Source organism: Streptomyces sp. NPDC040610, assembly GCF_055594065.1.
Genome location: NZ_JBVIXA010000001.1, coordinates 652,452 through 669,273, shown reverse-complemented (window position 1 = coordinate 669,273; position 16,822 = coordinate 652,452). Strand labels below are relative to the sequence as shown.

General features: G+C 71.9%; 11 protein-coding genes. 3 read left to right on the top strand and 8 right to left on the bottom strand.

The features are described 5' to 3' along the window. Positions 1-125 precede the first annotated feature (125 nt). Entirely contained in the window at positions 126-1,472 is a 1,347-nt protein-coding gene (locus tag ACZ6AA_RS03070) for a M14 family metallopeptidase (protein WP_468451268.1), read from the top strand. A 118-nt stretch (positions 1,473-1,590) separates the two neighbouring features. On the opposite strand, the gene ACZ6AA_RS03065 is transcribed toward ACZ6AA_RS03070, so the two are convergent. From ACZ6AA_RS03065 to mycP, 4 genes are all read right to left on the bottom strand, one after another. After that, positions 1,591-2,247, bottom strand: a complete 657-nt coding sequence (locus ACZ6AA_RS03065; RefSeq protein WP_468451266.1) for a hypothetical protein — start codon at positions 2,245-2,247, stop codon at positions 1,591-1,593. Beyond that, positions 2,247-4,427: a hypothetical protein gene (locus ACZ6AA_RS03060; protein ID WP_471455957.1), complete on the bottom strand. Its 2,181-nt coding sequence runs from the start codon at positions 4,425-4,427 to the stop codon at positions 2,247-2,249. Before ACZ6AA_RS03060 ends, ACZ6AA_RS03065 begins: the two co-directional genes overlap by 1 nt. 67 nt (positions 4,428-4,494) lie before the next feature. Further along, positions 4,495-4,920, bottom strand: coding sequence for a hypothetical protein (locus tag ACZ6AA_RS03055; RefSeq protein ID WP_471455955.1), 426 nt, complete (start codon positions 4,918-4,920; stop codon positions 4,495-4,497). A gap of 1 nt (position 4,921) precedes the next feature. Then, positions 4,922-6,112, bottom strand: a complete 1,191-nt coding sequence (gene mycP / locus ACZ6AA_RS03050) for a type VII secretion-associated serine protease mycosin (protein ID WP_471455953.1) — start codon at positions 6,110-6,112, stop codon at positions 4,922-4,924. A 1,305-nt stretch (positions 6,113-7,417) separates the two neighbouring features. Between mycP and ACZ6AA_RS03045 the strand changes: the two genes are divergently transcribed. Then, entirely contained in the window at positions 7,418-7,777 is a 360-nt protein-coding gene (locus tag ACZ6AA_RS03045; RefSeq protein ID WP_471455951.1) for a hypothetical protein, read from the top strand. A gap of 91 nt (positions 7,778-7,868) precedes the next feature. Here the strand turns inward: ACZ6AA_RS03045 and ACZ6AA_RS03040 are convergent, their stop codons facing one another. Together ACZ6AA_RS03040 and ACZ6AA_RS03035 are read right to left on the bottom strand one after the other, a co-directional pair. After that, positions 7,869-8,444 (bottom strand): hypothetical protein, encoded by a 576-nt coding sequence (locus ACZ6AA_RS03040; protein ID WP_468480499.1) that lies wholly within the window; start codon positions 8,442-8,444, stop codon positions 7,869-7,871. A 316-nt stretch (positions 8,445-8,760) separates the two neighbouring features. Beyond that, positions 8,761-9,357 (bottom strand): XRE family transcriptional regulator, encoded by a 597-nt coding sequence (locus ACZ6AA_RS03035; protein WP_471456605.1) that lies wholly within the window; start codon positions 9,355-9,357, stop codon positions 8,761-8,763. Between the two features lie 399 nt (positions 9,358-9,756). Here ACZ6AA_RS03035 and ACZ6AA_RS03030 point away from each other — a divergent pair, with 399 nt between their 5' ends. Beyond that, a complete protein-coding gene (locus ACZ6AA_RS03030; protein ID WP_471455949.1) occupies positions 9,757-11,880 on the top strand; it encodes a caspase family protein in 2,124 nt (707 codons plus the stop codon). 22 nt (positions 11,881-11,902) lie between these two features. On the opposite strand, the gene ACZ6AA_RS03025 is transcribed toward ACZ6AA_RS03030, so the two are convergent. Then, complete coding sequence (locus tag ACZ6AA_RS03025; protein ID WP_471455947.1) at positions 11,903-16,051, bottom strand: CHAT domain-containing protein; 4,149 nt, start codon at positions 16,049-16,051, stop codon at positions 11,903-11,905. 116 nt (positions 16,052-16,167) lie between these two features. Continuing rightward, entirely contained in the window at positions 16,168-16,821 is a 654-nt protein-coding gene (locus ACZ6AA_RS03020; RefSeq protein WP_468451250.1) for an RES family NAD+ phosphorylase, read from the bottom strand. Position 16,822 lies beyond the last annotated feature (1 nt).

Below are 16,822 nucleotides of genomic sequence, written 5' to 3'. Positions count from 1 at the left end.
GACCATGGGCCCGCACGGCCGTACCACCGGACGTACGCGCCGCACTCGGCGTACGCCGCGCACCCCGCTCCTCCTCGCAAGCCGCACGCCGCACGGCACAACCCCCCACCCCCACAGGAGCATTCATGCGACTTCGCATACGCGGAAAGAGATCAGCGGCCCTCGCGGCCATGCTGGCCCTCGCGGTCGCGGCGCCCCTCAGCGCCAACGCGTCCGACTCCTCGTCCCCCTCGGCCAAGAAGGCGGCCGCCGCCACCGCGGCCGACGAGGACGTCCGCCAGTACTCCATCCCGGGTCCCTCGACCCCCGCCGCGCGCACGGCGGTCGCCGCCACCGGCGTGTCCATCGACGAGGCCGACGACCACGCGGTCGTCGTCACCGCGGACGCCGCCCAGGCCAAGAAGCTGCGCGCCCTCGGGTACAAGCTGAAGGTGCTGCCCGCGCCGCCCGCCCGCACCGACGGCAAGCGCGTCGAGGTGCGGGACTTCCCGCCCGCCGACTCCCGCTACCACAACTACGCCGAGATGAACGCGGAGATCGACCAGCGGCTCCAGCAGTACCCGAACCTGATGAGCAAGCGCGTCATCGGCAAGACCCACCAGGGCCGCGACATCGTCGCCATCAAGATCAGCGACAACGTCGGCACGGACGAGGCCGAGCCCGAGGTCCTCTTCACCCACCACCAGCACGCCCGTGAGCACCTCACGGTGGAGATGGCCCTCTACCTGATGCGCGAACTGGGCGCCGGCTACTCCACCGACGCCCGCGTCAAGAAGGTCGTCGACTCCCGCGAGATCTGGATCGTGCCGGACCTCAACCCCGACGGCGGCGAGTACGACATCGCCAGTGGCTCCTACCGCAGTTGGCGCAAGAACCGCCAGCCCAACGCCGGTTCGGCCAACGTCGGCACCGACATGAACCGCAACTGGAACTTCAAGTGGGGCTGCTGCGGTGGTTCCTCCGGCTCCACCGGCTCCGAGACCTACCGCGGACCGCGCGCCGAGTCCGCCCCCGAGGTCAAGGTCGTCGCGGACTTCGTACGCAGCCGGGTCGTCGGCGGCAAGCAGCAGATCAAGGCCGGCATCGACTTCCACACGTACAGCGAACTGATCCTGTGGCCCTACGGCTACACCACCGCCGACACGGCCCCCGGCCTCACCCAGGACGACCGCGACGCGCACGCGGCCGTCGGCCGCAAGATGGCCGCGAGCAACGGCTACACCCCCGAACAGGCCAGCGACCTCTACATCACCGACGGCTCCATCGACGACTGGCTGTGGGGCAACCAGAAGATCTTCAGCTACACCTTCGAGATGTACCCGCGCTCGGGCGGCGGGGGCTTCTACCCGCCCGACGAGGTCATCGAACGCGAGACGTCCCGGAACCGGGACGCTGTGCTCCAGCTTCTGGAGAACGCGGATTGCATGTATCGGTCCATTGGGAAGGAGCAGCAGTACTGCTCCGGTAGTTGACGGCGGCTCACGGCAGCCGACGGACGGCAGTCAGGGTTACGCGGGCACGGCGAGGGTGTCTCCTTGAGGCCTCTCGCCGTGCTCCTGCTGTCACTCGGTACTCGGTACTCGGCAGTCGTCACTCGCTCCTCGGCCGGCCGAGGCTCGGTGAGCCGGAGGGGAGGTGCTGGCTGGTGCCGCACTTGTAGACCTTCTGGGCGGCCAGGCGGAGGGTTTCGGCGGTCAGTTCGGCGAAGGCCTTGGCGCTTGTTCCGGCTGACGGGGAGCGGTCGATGTCGTAGACGCTGGCCTCAATGACGCGTGGGTAGTCCTTGGTCGGGCACTTCAGGAGCAGGACGGCGGCACGCTTCGAGGCATACCCTCGGGCTTCACCGAGTTGCAGCGGGGCGGCCCCTGGCTGCTCGGCTTCCCGTTGAACCTTCTCCATCGCGTCGTCGATGGTCTTGATATTTCCCAGATCCGCGTATGGGAAATACTCCACCGAGATTTCTCGATCACCGGCCGCGATAGTGCAATCAGGAGTTTGCCCGGTATAGGGAACACCGAACTCTTCCCCCGGCCCGAAGTTCTCCCAATACTTGCTCCCCTTCTTCGGCAGAAGGTCGGCCGCGAGCTTCCCCGGTAGTGTACGTCCGCACACCTGGTCCGGTACCGAGACGGCGGGTGCACTGGCGGGCCAAAATTGCCAAACGGCCAGACCAACTGCAGAAACCAGGGCCACCGAGAGGGCCACCCAGAAGTTCCTCTTGCGCTTCGGCGCCGCGGTCCCGGTCATCAACCTGCTCTGCCTTCGTCCTGGCGGGCGATCTCATAGTGCAGTTTCGTGCTTCGTTGCGCAGTGTCTGCTACAACCACTGCCTCATCATGGCTGTACCCATGCTGCCTGGCCGCGCTGTACACGGCGTCAAATGTGCTACCGCTAGATTGCCGCCGCTGCTCCTTCAGGAACTCCTGCCTTTCCTGTTCCGCATCTTCGCTGGAATCCCTGCTGTACCGCTCAACGACACTCTCACGCGCATCCTCGGCGATCCATCCAACGACATCGCCGACGTAAGGGATCCCGCTCACTCCGAGGCTGACAGCACGCTCCGCCCACTTGCCCGCCGTGCTGATGCCCGTGTTGAATTCCTCGTCGGACGCGATTCTTTCGTCGTAGACGGATCGTGTGCGAGCTTCGGCCATGATTCCGGCGATCTCGGAGCCCGGGGCGACCTTGTTGTTAACGTCGTCGTTGACCGTGTCCCTTGAAAGACCGTGGGGGTTCTGGAGAGTCTCGTCTACGAGTTGCGTCGTGACGGACTGCTGGGCATTGAGAATGGCACCGTAGGCTCCGGGGTCTGTGCCCACCGCTCCGAGGAAATTCTCCACGCTGGTCTCGCTGAGGCCGCCGAGGCTCGCGTTACTGCCGTTTGTCGGCAGCGGCCTCTCGCCGTTGAGTCCGTCCTGGAAGTCCCGCATGTACTCCGCCGTGATGTTCCCCATGCTGCCCCGCAGCTTCGAGTCCTCGAGGATTTCCGGGTTGTTGCCGTAGTAGTCCACGAGGCGGTTGACGAAGGATGCGCTTGCGTCCGAGTGGGGCTTTCGGGAGCCGTCTGCGTCGTGGGGGGTCTGGTTGGCCGCCGATTCCAGGGCGTGGCCGAGGCTCGTCTCGTACTGGTCGCGCGGGCCGCTGCCAATTCCCAGCGGCTTCACGGCGTCGTACAGGCTGTTGCGGGAGCCCTCTCCGTGGCCGACGAGGTAGTCCCAGTTGCTCTTGGCGTCGGGGCCGCTGTGGAAGAACTGGAGGGAGGCCTCTGGGTTGTGGCCGAGGGACTCCATGAAGCCGGAGACCGCGTCGTTGGGGGCATCGCCAGGGAGGTGGTTGAGCTGGTCCGCGGAGGCCCGGGACTCGAAGAGGGGGAGACCCTTCTCGTGGTCCAGGAGTCTGCCGCCGTAGTCCTGGAGGAACTTGGTGTCGAACTTCCCCTTCTGCATCAGGCTCGACATGACGTCGAAGCCGTACGGCGGGGTGCCTCCACTCATGCCTGGAGCGGCGGGAAGCCGCTGGCCGCCGGCCTCGATGATGTCCTTCTTCCACGCGTCCATCGCCGGGCTGTCGACCTTGGTGGCCCCGGCGAGCGTGAGGCTCAGGTTCTCCTGGACACCGCCGAGGATCTCCGCACGTTCGGGCCCCACCACGCCCATCGTCCCGGCGGGGACGGCGAGGTCGCGCCAGAAGCGGAGGGTGTCCTCGGCGCCCAGCTCGGTGGCGAAGCGTTCGCCGAAGGCGGGGGTGTCGCGGTAGCGGGCGAGGTCGTCGTTGAAGCGCCTCAGCTTCTCGTCGCTCCACCGCGCGACGTCGCCCTTGGCGATCTCCTTCGCCCAGCGGTCCGCGTCCGCCCGGCCCTGGAGGTCCTTCGCGTGGTCGAGGCTGTTCACGCGGACGTCGGAGAAGTCGTGCTTGCCGTGTGCCAGTGCGCGTAGGGCGCGTTCGGCGATGTGGTCCGTCTCGTCCGCCTCGCGCAGGACGCGGGTCGCGTCCAGCATGACCGCGACGAGGTCCGCCTGCGTGGGAGTGCCGTCCTTGGCGGCGTCCCGCGGCGAGCGGGCCTCCGCGCCGCCCGCCGGGGTGATGCGGATGTTGCGCTTCGCGGCACCGTCCGCGACGCGCTCCATCTCGTCCTTGTGCTGGGCGAACGCCTTCAGCGCGCCCTGAAGGACCGCGAGGACGCTCTGCGCCGAGGTGACGGCGTCGTCGAACTCGGATGCCGTCTTCACCACGAACGCCTTGCCCACCGTGGCGTTGACGCCCTTCCAGTCGGCCAGTTCCGCCTTGTGCTTCAGCAGGACCGCGCTTTCGGCGCCGCCTCCGCCGGTGGCCAGGTCGCTCAGGCGCCGCGCCATCGCCTCCCAGTCGTCGACGGCGGACGCCAGCTTGCCCAGTCTCAGCCCGAGAAGGTCCTGAACGGTCAGCATGCCCCTCGCCCCGTCACCGTCTCTACCTCTACCTCTACCTCTGTCTTCAACTCCCGCTCTGGCTCCGTCACTTCATGTACTTGTTGATGACTGATGCCGAGACGGACGTGGCGACCTTGTCGTCGTCCTTCTTGTGCTGTGCGCGGGTGAAGTCGAGGTGGTTGGAGATGTGGCCGCACGCGTCCACGAGGGCCCTCGACTTGGAGTTCCAGGCGTCGTGGAGCGTGGTGAGGGCGGCGCCCATGCCAAGTCCGTCGTTGCACAGTTCCACGGCGGCGCCGAAGGTTGCCTCGCGGGCGTGGTCGGAGTCCTTGCGGAGGCGGTCGCGGAGGCGGTGGGCGATGCCGCCGAGACGGCCCAGCTCGGCGTCGTGGACGACGAGGTCGCCGTCCACGGGCTGAGCGGTGGCGGGGTCCACGCTGTTCAGGCGGGTGCGCGCCGCGAGTTTCCGCGCGGACTCGGCTTTCAGCTGCTCCCACTCTTCCCACGCCATCTCATTGCCTCCCGTGCACCGGCCCCGCGGCCCGCCGCTTGCGGACCGCCAGGGCGGCGAGCGCCCCACCGATCAACGCCGTGGCCCCAACGCCCGTTACGATCCAGGGTGTTGCGCCGGTGCCGCCGCCTTCGCTGTCGGCGGTCTCGGGGGCTGCGGCGGGGCTGCCTCCGTCGTCAGGCTTCGCCGCCTTGGACTGCGCGGGGGCGGGTGACGTGGACGTGGACTGCTTCAGGTCCGGCAGGGGGTATTCGTCCGCCGGACCTGGGTCGCCGGGGTTCTGCAGGGCGACGCGGGGGCGGACGATGCCGTACCCGATGGAGTCGTTGCGCTTGGCGCCGTCCGTGGGGGCGCCGATGGTGTTGAGCATGACGCGGAGGACCTGGTTGTTGGTCCAGTTCGGATGCTTGGACCAGATGAGGGCGGCGCTGGCGGAGGCGAGGGCGGTGGCGTCGCTGGTGCCGTGTCCTTCGCAGACGCCTCCGCCTTTCGGGCAGGCCGTGAAGATCTTTTCTCCTGGTGCGGCGAGGTCCACCTGTCGGCCGTATTGGGACTCCTTCGTCTTACGAAGGTTCTTGCCGACGGCTCCGACGCCGACCACGCCTGGTGTGCCCGCCGGATAGCGAAGCTCCGAGATCCCCTCGTTGCCGACTCCCGCAAAAACTAGCGAGCCCTTGTCCAGGGCGTACCGCACCGCCGCTGTGAGCTCTGGGGACCCCTTGGTCATTCCCATCGAGATGTTGATGACCTTCGCTCCGCGGTCGGCCGCGTATCGGATGCCCTGGCTGAACACTCTGTTGCCCTCGCCGAGGTGCTGATTGGAATCCAGCCCGTACTCCGCGATCCGGACAGGGAGAAGCTTGACGCCCGGCGCGAGGCCGAAGGTGCCGTTTCCGCCATCACCCTTGCCTGTTCCCGCGATGAGGAGTGCCATGTAGGTTCCATGACCTTGCGGGTCGGTGCGTTCGTCACCCGGCCTCGTCGGCGCCAGGTCTTTGCCCGATAGCACCCGTCCCCGTAGATCTGGCAGGTCGGAGTTGACGCCTGTGTCGATGACAGCGACGGTGACGCCCTTCCCCGTGCTGCTCCGCCAGATCTTCTCGGCCTGCATGGCGCTGAGGTGCCACTGCTTCTCGCGCACGGGCTCCGCGTGAGCGGGCGTGGCCACGACGCCTGCCAGCAGGATGCCCACAGCACCTGAGACGACGCTCCGCCTCCGTCCGTTGTGCAGTGTCCTGGCAGCCATCTGCTCTCTCATGACCTCATGGTTTCTGGGTGGGGGATCAGTGGGTGGGGGCGGCCGAGGGCCAGCGGAATTCAGTCGACGACAGGCGGTACAACCCGGCGACCGTCGGGACGCCAGGTCTCCGGATCCTCGGTGAGGTAGTCCGGTCTGGCGTCCCGCTCCTCGTCGCGTCGTGAACGTGAGGGTTGAGCATTGTTCGGCGGCATGGCGCCACGCGTCGGCCCCTGTCGCCGGGGCTGCCCTCCTACGACGCCGTTGGTGGCACCCATGGGCCGCTGCCCCGCCGCTGCCCCTCGCCCTGCGCCTGACCCGCCCGGGCCCGCCCCGACAGGTGTGCCCCCGGCGACCGCCCCTCGGGGCAACCCTCCAGTCGGCCCGCCAGGGGCTGACGGCGTGGGACGGCCACCGATGATGCCCGTGCCTCCCGGCTCACGTCCGGCAGGTGGGCTCGCGGTTGGAACCCTGGGGGTGCCACCGACCACTGGCTGTGCCGGGCCTGTCGGCCGCGGGGGCGGCAGGGCCGGTCCCCCGCTGGGCGTACGCCCAGGAGCCGGTCCCACCGGTCCACCACCGGTCGTGCGTCCAGGGGACGGCCCTACCAGCCCGCCGCCCGCACGCCCGGGAGAAGGTGCTACCGGCCCACCACCCGTAGGGCGTCCGGGAGGAGGTCCGACCGGCCCGCCACGAGGCGGCAGGAGTGAACGACCGCCAGGTCCCACGGGCCCTGGACCCGGCGGATCCACGGGATTCACGGGCGGACTCGGCCGCCGTCCCGAAGGTGGCGGAAACAGGCCTATGGGTTGCGTCGTTCCATCAGGCCGGACCGGGGCTGGCGGAGCCCCCGGAGGGGACGACTGCGGTGCTGGCGGGGCATCAGGAAGTGAGCCCGCACCGTCGACCTGGACGCCTACCGGGTCCGGGACTTGGGGCACCGGTCGCGGCACCGTCCCCGGCGGATGGTCAGGGCCTGGTCCCGACCCACCGGGTCCCGGGACCGCAGGTGGCGGTTGAGGTCCTTCACGGTCGGGCGCCACACCCGGTGCGCCGCTCCCAGGCCCCCCGGCGGGTGGCGCGACCCCGCCACCTCCACCAGGAACCACATCGCGGAGGCTCCTCGACGGCGCGGGCCTCAACTCCACCGGCAACGGCCGAAACCGAGGCCTCTCCAACCCCCTCAACTGCGACGCCGACAACTGATACGCCTGCCCCAGCTTCCGCATCTCCGCCGCAGCCTCCAGCCGGACCTTCTCCTTGGCCGCCGCGATCCGCTCCAACTCGTCCGCCGACTTGGCGCCGACCGCCCGCGCGTCCGGGTCGTTGGGGTTGGCCCGGGCCGCCTCCAAGTTCCCCTTCGCGGCGCCCTTGTCGCGGGGGATCGAGGCCTGGGCCGTGGCGATCGCCTCCGATGCCCGGGCGAGCCACTTCGCGGACTCCTCGCTGAAGTCGCCCAGACGGTGCGTGGAGTTGGCCAGGTCGCCGCTCCACGTACGGAACGCCGTCGCGCCCTCGCCCTTCCACCGCACCCACTGCGGCCGCACCTTCAGCTCGTCCGCGATCTTGCGGATCTCCGCGGCCGCGGCGACGAGCCGGTCGGCGGCCGCCTGGACGTGACCGCTGTTCGCCTGGTCCAGCCAGGCCAGCATCTGCTCGTGGCTCATGGACTCGAAAGACGTACCGCCGCCCCCGCTCCCCTTGCCGCCCATCAGATCGTCCCTCCCGCGTCGCCCGCCCGATCCGCCGGACCGGGGTCCGCCGGGCCCTGATCCGCCGGACCCCGGTCCGCCCGGCCCGGCCCCTCCCCGCCACCGGCGCCCCCCGCGCCCCCCGCACCACCGGACTCGTACCGCTCCGCGATCCCCGCGCTGATCTCCGCCATGCGATCGCGAATGTCGTCGTCGACGTTCCGATAGCCCTTGTGCGAGGCGAGGACGGCGATGCCCATGCCCTCTATGGAGTCGGAGAGGAGCTTGGACAGGGTCTCGAGTTCGGTGATCACGGTTTCGTACGCGCCGAAGACGCCGGATGCCTCGGCCCAGGCCCCGTCCCCGCCGCCGAACTGGGCGCGCGCGAGCGGCTCCTGCCCCACTTTGCCCGGGCCTGCCGGGGATCCCTTGAGGTCACGGATCAACTCGTCGACGCGCTGCTTGAACGTGACGAAGGACGAGAACTCCGTGGCCACATCAGCGGCGGCGTCCCGTACGCCGCCGAGCACGTCCGGCATCCACGACGCGGCGCCCGACCGCCCTGACGGCGTCGCACCACCCGAGCCTGACAGCATCAGTCCACCCCCGAACGACCACAGCCAGATCACATAGCTATCGCGAACTACTGAGCAACTCTAGCCACGGGGTACGACAGTCCGTATTCAGATGATCACCCATGGCGTCAGTTCCAGCCATCACGAGGTCCACGAGGCCGACCCGCCGACTCCGTCGCACGGCACCTTGCCCTGTCCGGCCCTGCTCGCGGAGCACCCCGCGCCGAAGACCGCGCCGTACCAGCCAAAGCACGCGCGTTGCCCCGGACGGCGCGTCTCGGCAGTAGCAGCGGGGCCCGCCCTGCGGCTCGCAGTCCGGCCGCTGGAGCCCGTGGCCTCAGGAGCCGGAAGGAGCCCCGAGGTGGGGTACCGCCCGGCCCCATAGTTCTTCCGCATGCTCAGCGAAGCGCGCGAACATGCCCGAGTCGCCCTGTCGGCGCAGATGCAGCAGCGGTGAATCGTGCCCCACGAGCCGGGCCAGGTGAGGCGTCACCAATGCGTCGTCGTCGAAGCGGAACACCGACAGGGACACATGGTTCACGGCGTCTTCCGCACTGACGCGACGCGCTTCCAGGCCGGGGAGGGACCCCAGTCGCTCAAGGTGCTCAAGCGTGATCCGGATCCGAGTGGACACGCTCAGGGCGACGTCTTCGATGACCTCACGTTGCCGCGTCACCTCCCCCTCCGGATCGCCGACGAGAAAGCGCACCTTCACGCCCGCTTCGGCCTTGCGGCGCACGATGTCGGCGAACCGCGGGATCTGCGTCCGGAAGAAGTAGTTCGTGTATCCGGCCAGGAAGACTTCGGACTCGGCGCCCTCGACGAGATCGGACCACACCGTCGAAGGGCAGGCCGAGCGATACGGGTAGCTGTGGATGATCTCGCGGTCGGCGCCGGTCTTGATGCGGTCCTTTACGGTCTGCGGCCACAGCATCTCTTCATCCACTCCCAACGCCCGCGCGGCGTCCTCACGATTTCTTGCGTGCGGGGTCAACTTCTTGCGTGCGGGGTCAACTCGGCATCGCCGACCCACCGTTCCACCTGTTTCCGCGACACTCCCACCCGCTGGGCCATCGGAAATCCGCGACCACCGCAACCACTCGGTCGCGGCTGTCCGCGAAGCGGCGGGCAGCTCGGACCAGCCATAGCGTCGCACTGCCGCCAGGGGCAACCCGCGACTTCATCCACCGCCGCATCGAAGCGGGCACGGCGGGCCAACCCCTCCAGAGGATGCCTCCTGATCTCCGGAGGGACCCGATCCGGCCCCAAATACAGCCTGCTGACGCCCAGTTGAAGCATTTCGTCGGTGCCGGTCTGCTGTCAGACTCCCGGCATGGGATCGATCTTCGCCTTCCTCGCTGCCGTCAACGCCTACGATCCGCGGCTCGCCAGGCCCCTGCGCGGCTGCGTCAACGACGTCACCGCCGCCCGTGAGCTGCTTACCCGGCGTACGAACGGTTCCGCCAGGACCGCCTTGGTGTGTGACGGCGAGGCGACCGTGGACGTGGTGGAGGACGGCATCCGGCGCTTTCTCGGTGCGGCGGGGCCCGGTGACACGGCGCTGTTCTGGTTCTCCGGGCACGGCACGCACACCTGGGCCGCGGGTGCCGATCTGCTCGTCGAGGCGACCGGCCGGAACCAGGCCCTGTTGTGCGCGGACGGGCCGCTGTCCGACAAGCGCCTCGGTGCGCTGCTCGACGCCGTCGCCGCACGCGGCGCGCACGTCGCCGCCGTCCTCGACTGCTGTTTCTCCGGCGGTGCGACCCGGGAGCCGGAGGGGCTCATCGCCCGGTTCGCGCCCGCGCCCGCCTCGGAGCCGTCGCACCCGCGTGCCTCCCGCACAGCCGAGGCCCGGGACGTGCCTGTACGCGAGGACGCCGCGCAGCACGTACTGCTCGCCGCCAGTCGGCTCGACCAGCTCTCGTACGAGGGGGAGTTCGGCGGTCGACCGCACGGCGCGTTCACGTACGCCCTCCTCGGCGCCGTCCGGGACGCGGGGCCCGACGTGACGTACCGGAATCTTCTCGCGGCGGCGGACGCGCGCGTGCAGCGCGGTGGCGTCGGGCAGCAACCGGTGCTGTTTCCGGCTGCTCCGGGGGGCGTCGCCGATCTGCCGTTCCTGGGTGGGGCCGTGGCCCGGGTGCCGGGGCCGTATCTGCTGCGGTTCGGCGCGCGGGGGTGGGAGGTCGACTGCGGGACGGGGCATGGGCTTGGGGATGGGGCGGGGGCTTCGGGGACGGAGTTCCGGGTTGTGGGGGACGAGGGTGCCGGGGGCGCCGAACGGGGGGTCGGGGGCGAGCGGGTGGTCGGGGGCGTGGCTGAGGGGTCCGCGCAGGGCCGGGGACCTCAGGCGCAGGAACCCCGGGTCCGGGAGCTGCGGGCGCGCGAGGTGTACGCCGACCGGACCCTCGTGGACCCGCTGGGGTGGGAGCCCGACGCCGGGCGGGTGTACGCGGTGGCCCTGTCGGCCTTGGCTCTGGCGCCCGCCACGGTGAGCTTCGTGACGCCTTCGGGCGGGCCATGTGCGACTGAACCTGTCGGTGCTCAACCCCCGGCCTTCGAGGCCGACTTCCAGCACGCCCTGGCGACCTCCGGCCCGGACAGCGGCCCCTCCCCCCTGCTCCGCCTGACCTCCGCCGCCCCCGGAGCCGACGCCCCCACCCCCGCCGACACGGACGCCACCGCCACCCCCTCCGCCCCCGCCGACCTCCACTTCCGCATATCCCCCCGAGACGGCCTCGCCCACATCCTCCGGCGCGACGACACCCCCTTCACCGCGCCGCTCCCCCTCGCCGGGCCCGGCGACGTACCGCGGCTCGTGAGCTGCCTGTCGCACCTCACCCGTTGGCATCAGATCCGCGATCTGGCGCCGCGGCCCTCGGTGCTCGACAACCTGGTCCAGGTGGAGATCGCGCCCTGGGGCGCCCCGCCAGGACAGGTGCTGGTGCCGGACGGGAGCGGTGAGATCGTCTGTGCGTACGGGCCTGAGGGGGCGGAGCCGCGGGAGCCGTGGGTGTCGATCCGGCTGCACAACCGGTCGCCCGGGCGCACGCTGTGGTGTCTGCTGCTCGATCTCACCGACAGCTTCGGGAGTCATTCCGCGCTGTTTCCGGGCCACTTCATCGGGCCGGGCCGCACGGGACACGCGTTGGACGGGGAGCCGGTGCAGTTGTCGCTGCCCGCGTCCCGGGCGGCCGTGCCGGGGGCGTTCGCGCGCGACTGGTTGAAGCTCGTCGTCGCCGAGGGCGAGTTGAACACGTTGCCGTTCCACCTGCCCGCGTGGGACGCGGACCGTTCGGGGGCGCGGGACGCCGTCGTCGACTTCGGTACGGGGGCGCTGCGGCTCGACCCGCCCGAAGCGGTCGGCCGTGACCTCGGCGGCGTCAGCTCCGGGCCGCCCGGCCGCTGGACCGCCCGGACGATCAGCCTGCGTACCGTCGTGCCGGACGCCTGCTGACCCGCCGGACGCCTGCTGACGCCTACTGACCCAGGTGTGTGAAGCCCGCCCACGCGCTCAGGTCGTCCGGGTCGACGCGGCGGGCCCGGAACGCGAGTGACGCGGGGAGTGTGGGTGGCAGGACCCGGTCCGGGTTGACCATCCACAGCTGGGCGCGGCGCAGGGCCCGTGCGGGCGGCTCGCCCTCGGCCCTGAGGTAGTGGTGGGCCATGAACATCAGGACCGACGTGGCGTCGTCGGGCACCGGCCAGAGCGAGCCCACGACGGACCGCGCGCCAGCCACGAGGAACGCGGTCGCGAGACTGTACGCCTCGTTGTGGCCGTGTCCGGAGACATGGCTGCGGCAGGCGGCGAGGAGGACGAGGCCGAGCCGTCCCCGGCGGCCCGCGCCGACCGCCTCGGTGAGCTCCTCAGCCGACAACTCGCCGCCGTACAGGCTCAGGTGGGAGCTGCGCCGGGCGCTGGGGGTGACGGCGGCGTGGCAGGCGAGGTGCAGGACGGCGCCGTCGTCGCCGCCGTCGCGCGTCAGCCAGGACACCACCTCGTGCGGCGTCCCCGGACCGGCGCCGCCCCCGGCCGCGCGGCGCCCGAGGAACTGGCCGCGCGGGTAGAAGACGCGCTGCACGGCGTCGGCCTCCTCGCCCGCGTACCGCAGGTCGCCGGTGGGGTCGCCGACGACCAGGGCGGCACCCGTGTGCGGGACGGCGGGGCGGGCGGCCACCTCGCAGAGCAGCCGCGCCGACGCGGCGTAGGAGATCTCCGCGTCGGCGAGCGCGTACCGGCGGCGGCCGTCGGGCCCCTCGGTCCACGCGGCGTGCCAGGGCACCTGGCCGAGGGTGTCCATCGGTACGAGGACCAGGCGCGGGCCGCGCCCCGCGGGGGCGGCGAAGGTGTCGAGGAGCGGCTTGACCCCGGCGGACCAGGCCCAGCCGCAGAGCCTGTCGAGCCGGGCACGCAGGGGCAGCCGCGGGCGGCGGCCGGGCGCGGCGCCCGGCACCGGGCCCAGGTCGCGGGCGGCGGTGGCTGCGGCATCGGTGGCGGTGACTGCGGCGGTGGCTGCGGCTGCGGCGGCAGGGGCTGTGGGGGCGGCGGCGGTGGCAGCTGCTGCGGGGGCGGCGGCTGCGGGGGCGGCGGCGGCTACAGGGGTGGTGGTGGCCGCGGGAGCGTACTCCCGCAGCGGCGCCGCGTCCCGGGTCAGGAGCGGCAGCGGTACGCACGTCGCGTCGCCGCTCGACGTGACGACGGCGGCGGTGCCGCCGATGTCGTCGGACGCGGGCACCAGGTAGACCAGCGCGTCCTTGCCCTGGGTGCGCAGGGCCGCCGCGATCTCGGTCGTCGTGGGCGGGTCGAGGAGCCGGTCCTGGGCGCCGGCGGAGCCGGTGAGGGCGGCGAGCACGCGGCGGCGCAGCGAGCTGGGCAGGGTCGGCGCGGCGGCGGCCGGGTCGAGCGCGGCCTCCGCGCCGGACTCCCGCCACTCCCGGGCCAGTTCCTCGTGGCCGGCGGCGACGAGGCGTTCGGGCACGGTGCTCGACGTGGTGGCCGCGTGCAGGACCAGGCCGCGGCAGGCGTCGAGCGCCTGCACGGCCTCCTCCAGGGCGTTGTCGCGCAGGCACCAGGCGGCGACTTCGAGCGCGGCGTCGGTGGCCTGGGCGGCGGCCTGCGCGGCGTGGCCGGTGCCGGACTGCAGGAGCGCCGCCCAGGTGTGGCCGCGGAGCGCGTCGAGGCCGGTGCGGCGTGCGGTGTCGAGGTCGCCGCGCAGGCGCAGGGCGTGGGCGAGCGTGCGGCCGGTGTGGGCGTAGAGGCGGTGCTCGGGGCCGCCGCAGCCGCGCAGCGCCGTCTCCAGGAGGTCGATGCCGGTCGCGAGGGAACGGGCGCGGGCGTCGGGGTCGCGCTCCGCCTCGGCGAGGGTGCAGTGGCCTCCGCCGAGACCCGTGGCGTACCGCAGGCTGTCGTCGCTGCCCTGCTCGGCCAGGTCGTACCCGTCCTGCAGCAGCTCCATGGCCTCCCGCAACGCGGCCGGGTCCCAGGGGTCGGCGGCGCGCCCCAGGCGCGCGGCGCCGCTGTCGCCGAGGACCCTGGCCCGGCGGTCGCGCGGCAGGCGGCGGGCCTCGACGCGCATCCGGGCCGCGCTGAGCCGGTCGGCGAGGGGCGGTGCGGGCGGAAGCCCGAGGGTGCGGGCGAGCCGGTCGCGGGCGTGGAGCAGGTCCTCCAGGACCGTGCCGAGTTCGGCGCGTGCCGGGTGGTCGTCCGCGAGCCCGTCGCGGGCCTCGGCGGCGACGCGGATGTGCCGGTCGGCCTCGGCCACGTCGCCGCGCGCCACGGCGTCCAGGGTGTCGGCCGCGGCGTACTTGGCGTCCAGGAGGCGGCGGTTGTGCTCGGTGATCTGCGGGCTGTGGCGCAGGCGCGCCCACATCGCCCGGGCGGCGTCCCGGTCGTCGCCGGTCGCTGCGTGCTCCGAGCGCGCGCCGAGGGCCTGGAGGTAGCCGATCTCCGCGGCGTGCTGGTGCTGCTGTTCCGCGTCCGTCACGGCACCGGCTTCGTCCGCGTCCCCGGAGGCTCCCGGTGCTCCCGTGGCCGGGCGGGCTCCGGCCCGTATGAAGTGGTCGACGATGTCGTCGAACCGGTTGTCGAGTCCTGCCACGGAGTCCCGAAGCCGTACGTTGCCGACCGCGGCGTGGGCCTGCCGCTGCCAGTCGGGGTCGTCCGGGCGGAACGCGAGGACGCAGGCGACCAGCGCGTCCTTCTCCTTCGCCCGGTCGAAGAACATCGGCATGTGCGGCATGTACCGCAGCATTTCGAGGGCCGCCTCCGCGCGGTGCTCCTCGGACTCCTCCCTGCTCCAGGCGGCGAACGCCCGGTCGAGGCGGGGGACGAGCTCGTCCGACGGCGTGGCGCCGGACGACCAGCCCGGCATGCCCTCGACGCCGCCGCTGTGGTCGAAGTAGAGCGACCCCTCCTCCACCGCGTCCATCACCCCTTGGATGGCCGCGGACATGGCGTCGCCGGAGTCCGGGACGAGGCCGCGTTCGTGGAGGACGAACCGGGCCCAGCCGGCCATCATCTGCCCGCCCGCGTGCACGACGCGGGACACCCGGTCCTCGGCCCGGCCCTCGGCGAGGACCAGCTCCGCGACCTCGGCGACTTCCTGGACGCGGCGTATGTCCTTGTCGTCGTAGTAGCGCGCCTGGAGGAACTGGGCCAGGCACAGCGCCGTCCTGGCGACGCCGCCGTCCCGCTCGGGCCGCCATACCGCGATCGCGCGCCGGATCAGGTCGATGGCCCGGTCACGGCCCGCGGCGTCACCACGGTGTGTCGCCCGCTCGTAGAGGATCTTCCCGAAGCCGTCGAAGTGGCCCGGACCGAGCAGCGCCTCGTACCCCGGGTCGTCGAGCAGGTCGAGCACCTTCCCCTCAAGGGCCTCGGCCTGCTGCGGATCGGGCCAGGCGCTCCAGACCGCGCTGCGGACGTAGACGGAGCGGAGCACCGCGTCCCGCACCCAGGGCGGTTCGTCCCCCGGGCGCTGCCGCACCTCGCTGAGCGCGCGGTCCAACTCCGCCGCGGCCTCCTCTAGTCGGGCCCGCTCGACCGTCCTTGCCACGAGGCTCCCGGACGCGAACGCCAGCTCCGCCAGCGCGACCCCCAGGCCGTACCGCACCTCCTGCAGGTCGCTGGACGGATGACCCGCGTCGAGGACCGCCCCGTAGTGCGCGGCGGACGCCTCGGCGTCGGCGGCGGTGCCGCCGTGCCGCAGCTTGCGCTGGAGGTACAGGTGGCCCTGGTTGGCGCGGATGCCGAGGACGACGGCGTCGTCGAGGCCCTCGCAGCGGACCGCCTCCTCGTAGCGGCGCAGTGCCTCGTCGAGGAGTTCGGGCCCCGGGTCGGCCTCGTAGCGGAACGCGACGACGTGGGCGTACGAGGCCCGCCACAGGCTCCAGTCGGCCGAGTCGCCGGGGGCGAGGAAGGCCGCGTCGAACGCCGTGGCCGCCTGGTTCAGGTCGTCCGGGCGCCAGTCCTCCATGAACGCGAGGAAGCCGAGGAACCCGGCGCGGGCGTGCAGTTCGGGCGCGTCCGGGTCGTCGGGGGCAAGCCCGGAGAGCATGTCGAGGAGTTCGTCGCGCTGGGCGCGGAGGCCGTCGGCACCGGCGGGGGCTGTGGCGTCTTCGGTGGTCACGGGGGCCTCCACGGGGTGAGAGGAGCGGGGCGGGCCCGCACGGCGGGGAAGGGGCGGGGTGGGCCCGCGGCGGACGGCGACGGGCGGGGCCCGCGGCGGGCGGGAAGGAGCGGGGCTCAGGGCGCGATCCGGACGAAGTACGGCTCAAGGAGGGAGTTGAGCCACTCCTGGCCCTCGTCCGTGCCGAAGTCCACGACGCCGTCCTCGACGACCTCGACGGTCCCCGGCGGGCAGCGGTCGCCGAAGAGGACCACCGCGCGGTCGCCCGGCTCCCGCTTGGAGGCCCAGAGCAGGCCCCGGGCCCAGGGGCCGGTGTGGTCGCGGATCCAGTGCGCCCAGTCACGGGTGTACGCGTACTCGCTCGCCTCGGTGTGCACCAGCCAGCTGTCCTGGTGCACGGCGGCGAGGTCGCGTGCGGTGGTCAGGGAGACGACGTCGGTGTCGGCGGCGAGCCGCAGGGTGCTCAGGCGCCGGTGCTCGACGCTCACGCGGGGCAGCAGGCGGGGCCCGCCGTCCGGGTCGAAGGGCAGGGAGCGCAGCAGGGTCTCGCAGACGGCGGCGGCCGTGCCGATGCCCGCGTAGAGGTAGGCGTACGGATCGCAGGACGTGCCGTCGAACCGGCCGCCGCCGTACAGGCAGTGGGAGGGGCGCGGGTTGAAGGCGGCGGCGTCGCGGTGGCCGGAGTGCACGCGGTACAGGGTGGTGCCGCGCGGGAGGGTCACCTTGGCGGGCGTGCCCTGTGGCTCGGCCGGGGGGCGGTAGTTCGGCACG

Bases quoted from the DNA above. Each gene is read 5' to 3' on its own strand.
- ACZ6AA_RS03060 (WP_471455957.1), bottom strand. From the start codon at position 4,427: ATGCTGACCGTTCAGGACCTTCTCGGGCTGAGACTGGGCAAGCTGGCG.
- ACZ6AA_RS03035 (WP_471456605.1), bottom strand. From the start codon at position 9,357: ATGCTGTGGCCGCAGACCGTAAAGGACCGCATCAAGACCGGCGCCGAC.
- ACZ6AA_RS03055 (WP_471455955.1), bottom strand. From the start codon at position 4,920: ATGGCGTGGGAAGAGTGGGAGCAGCTGAAAGCCGAGTCCGCGCGGAAA.
- ACZ6AA_RS03065 (WP_468451266.1), bottom strand. From the start codon at position 2,247: ATGACCGGGACCGCGGCGCCGAAGCGCAAGAGGAACTTCTGGGTGGCC.
- ACZ6AA_RS03040 (WP_468480499.1), bottom strand. From the start codon at position 8,444: ATGCTGTCAGGCTCGGGTGGTGCGACGCCGTCAGGGCGGTCGGGCGCC.
- ACZ6AA_RS03070 (WP_468451268.1), top strand. From the start codon at position 126: ATGCGACTTCGCATACGCGGAAAGAGATCAGCGGCCCTCGCGGCCATG.
- ACZ6AA_RS03030 (WP_471455949.1), top strand. From the start codon at position 9,757: ATGGGATCGATCTTCGCCTTCCTCGCTGCCGTCAACGCCTACGATCCG.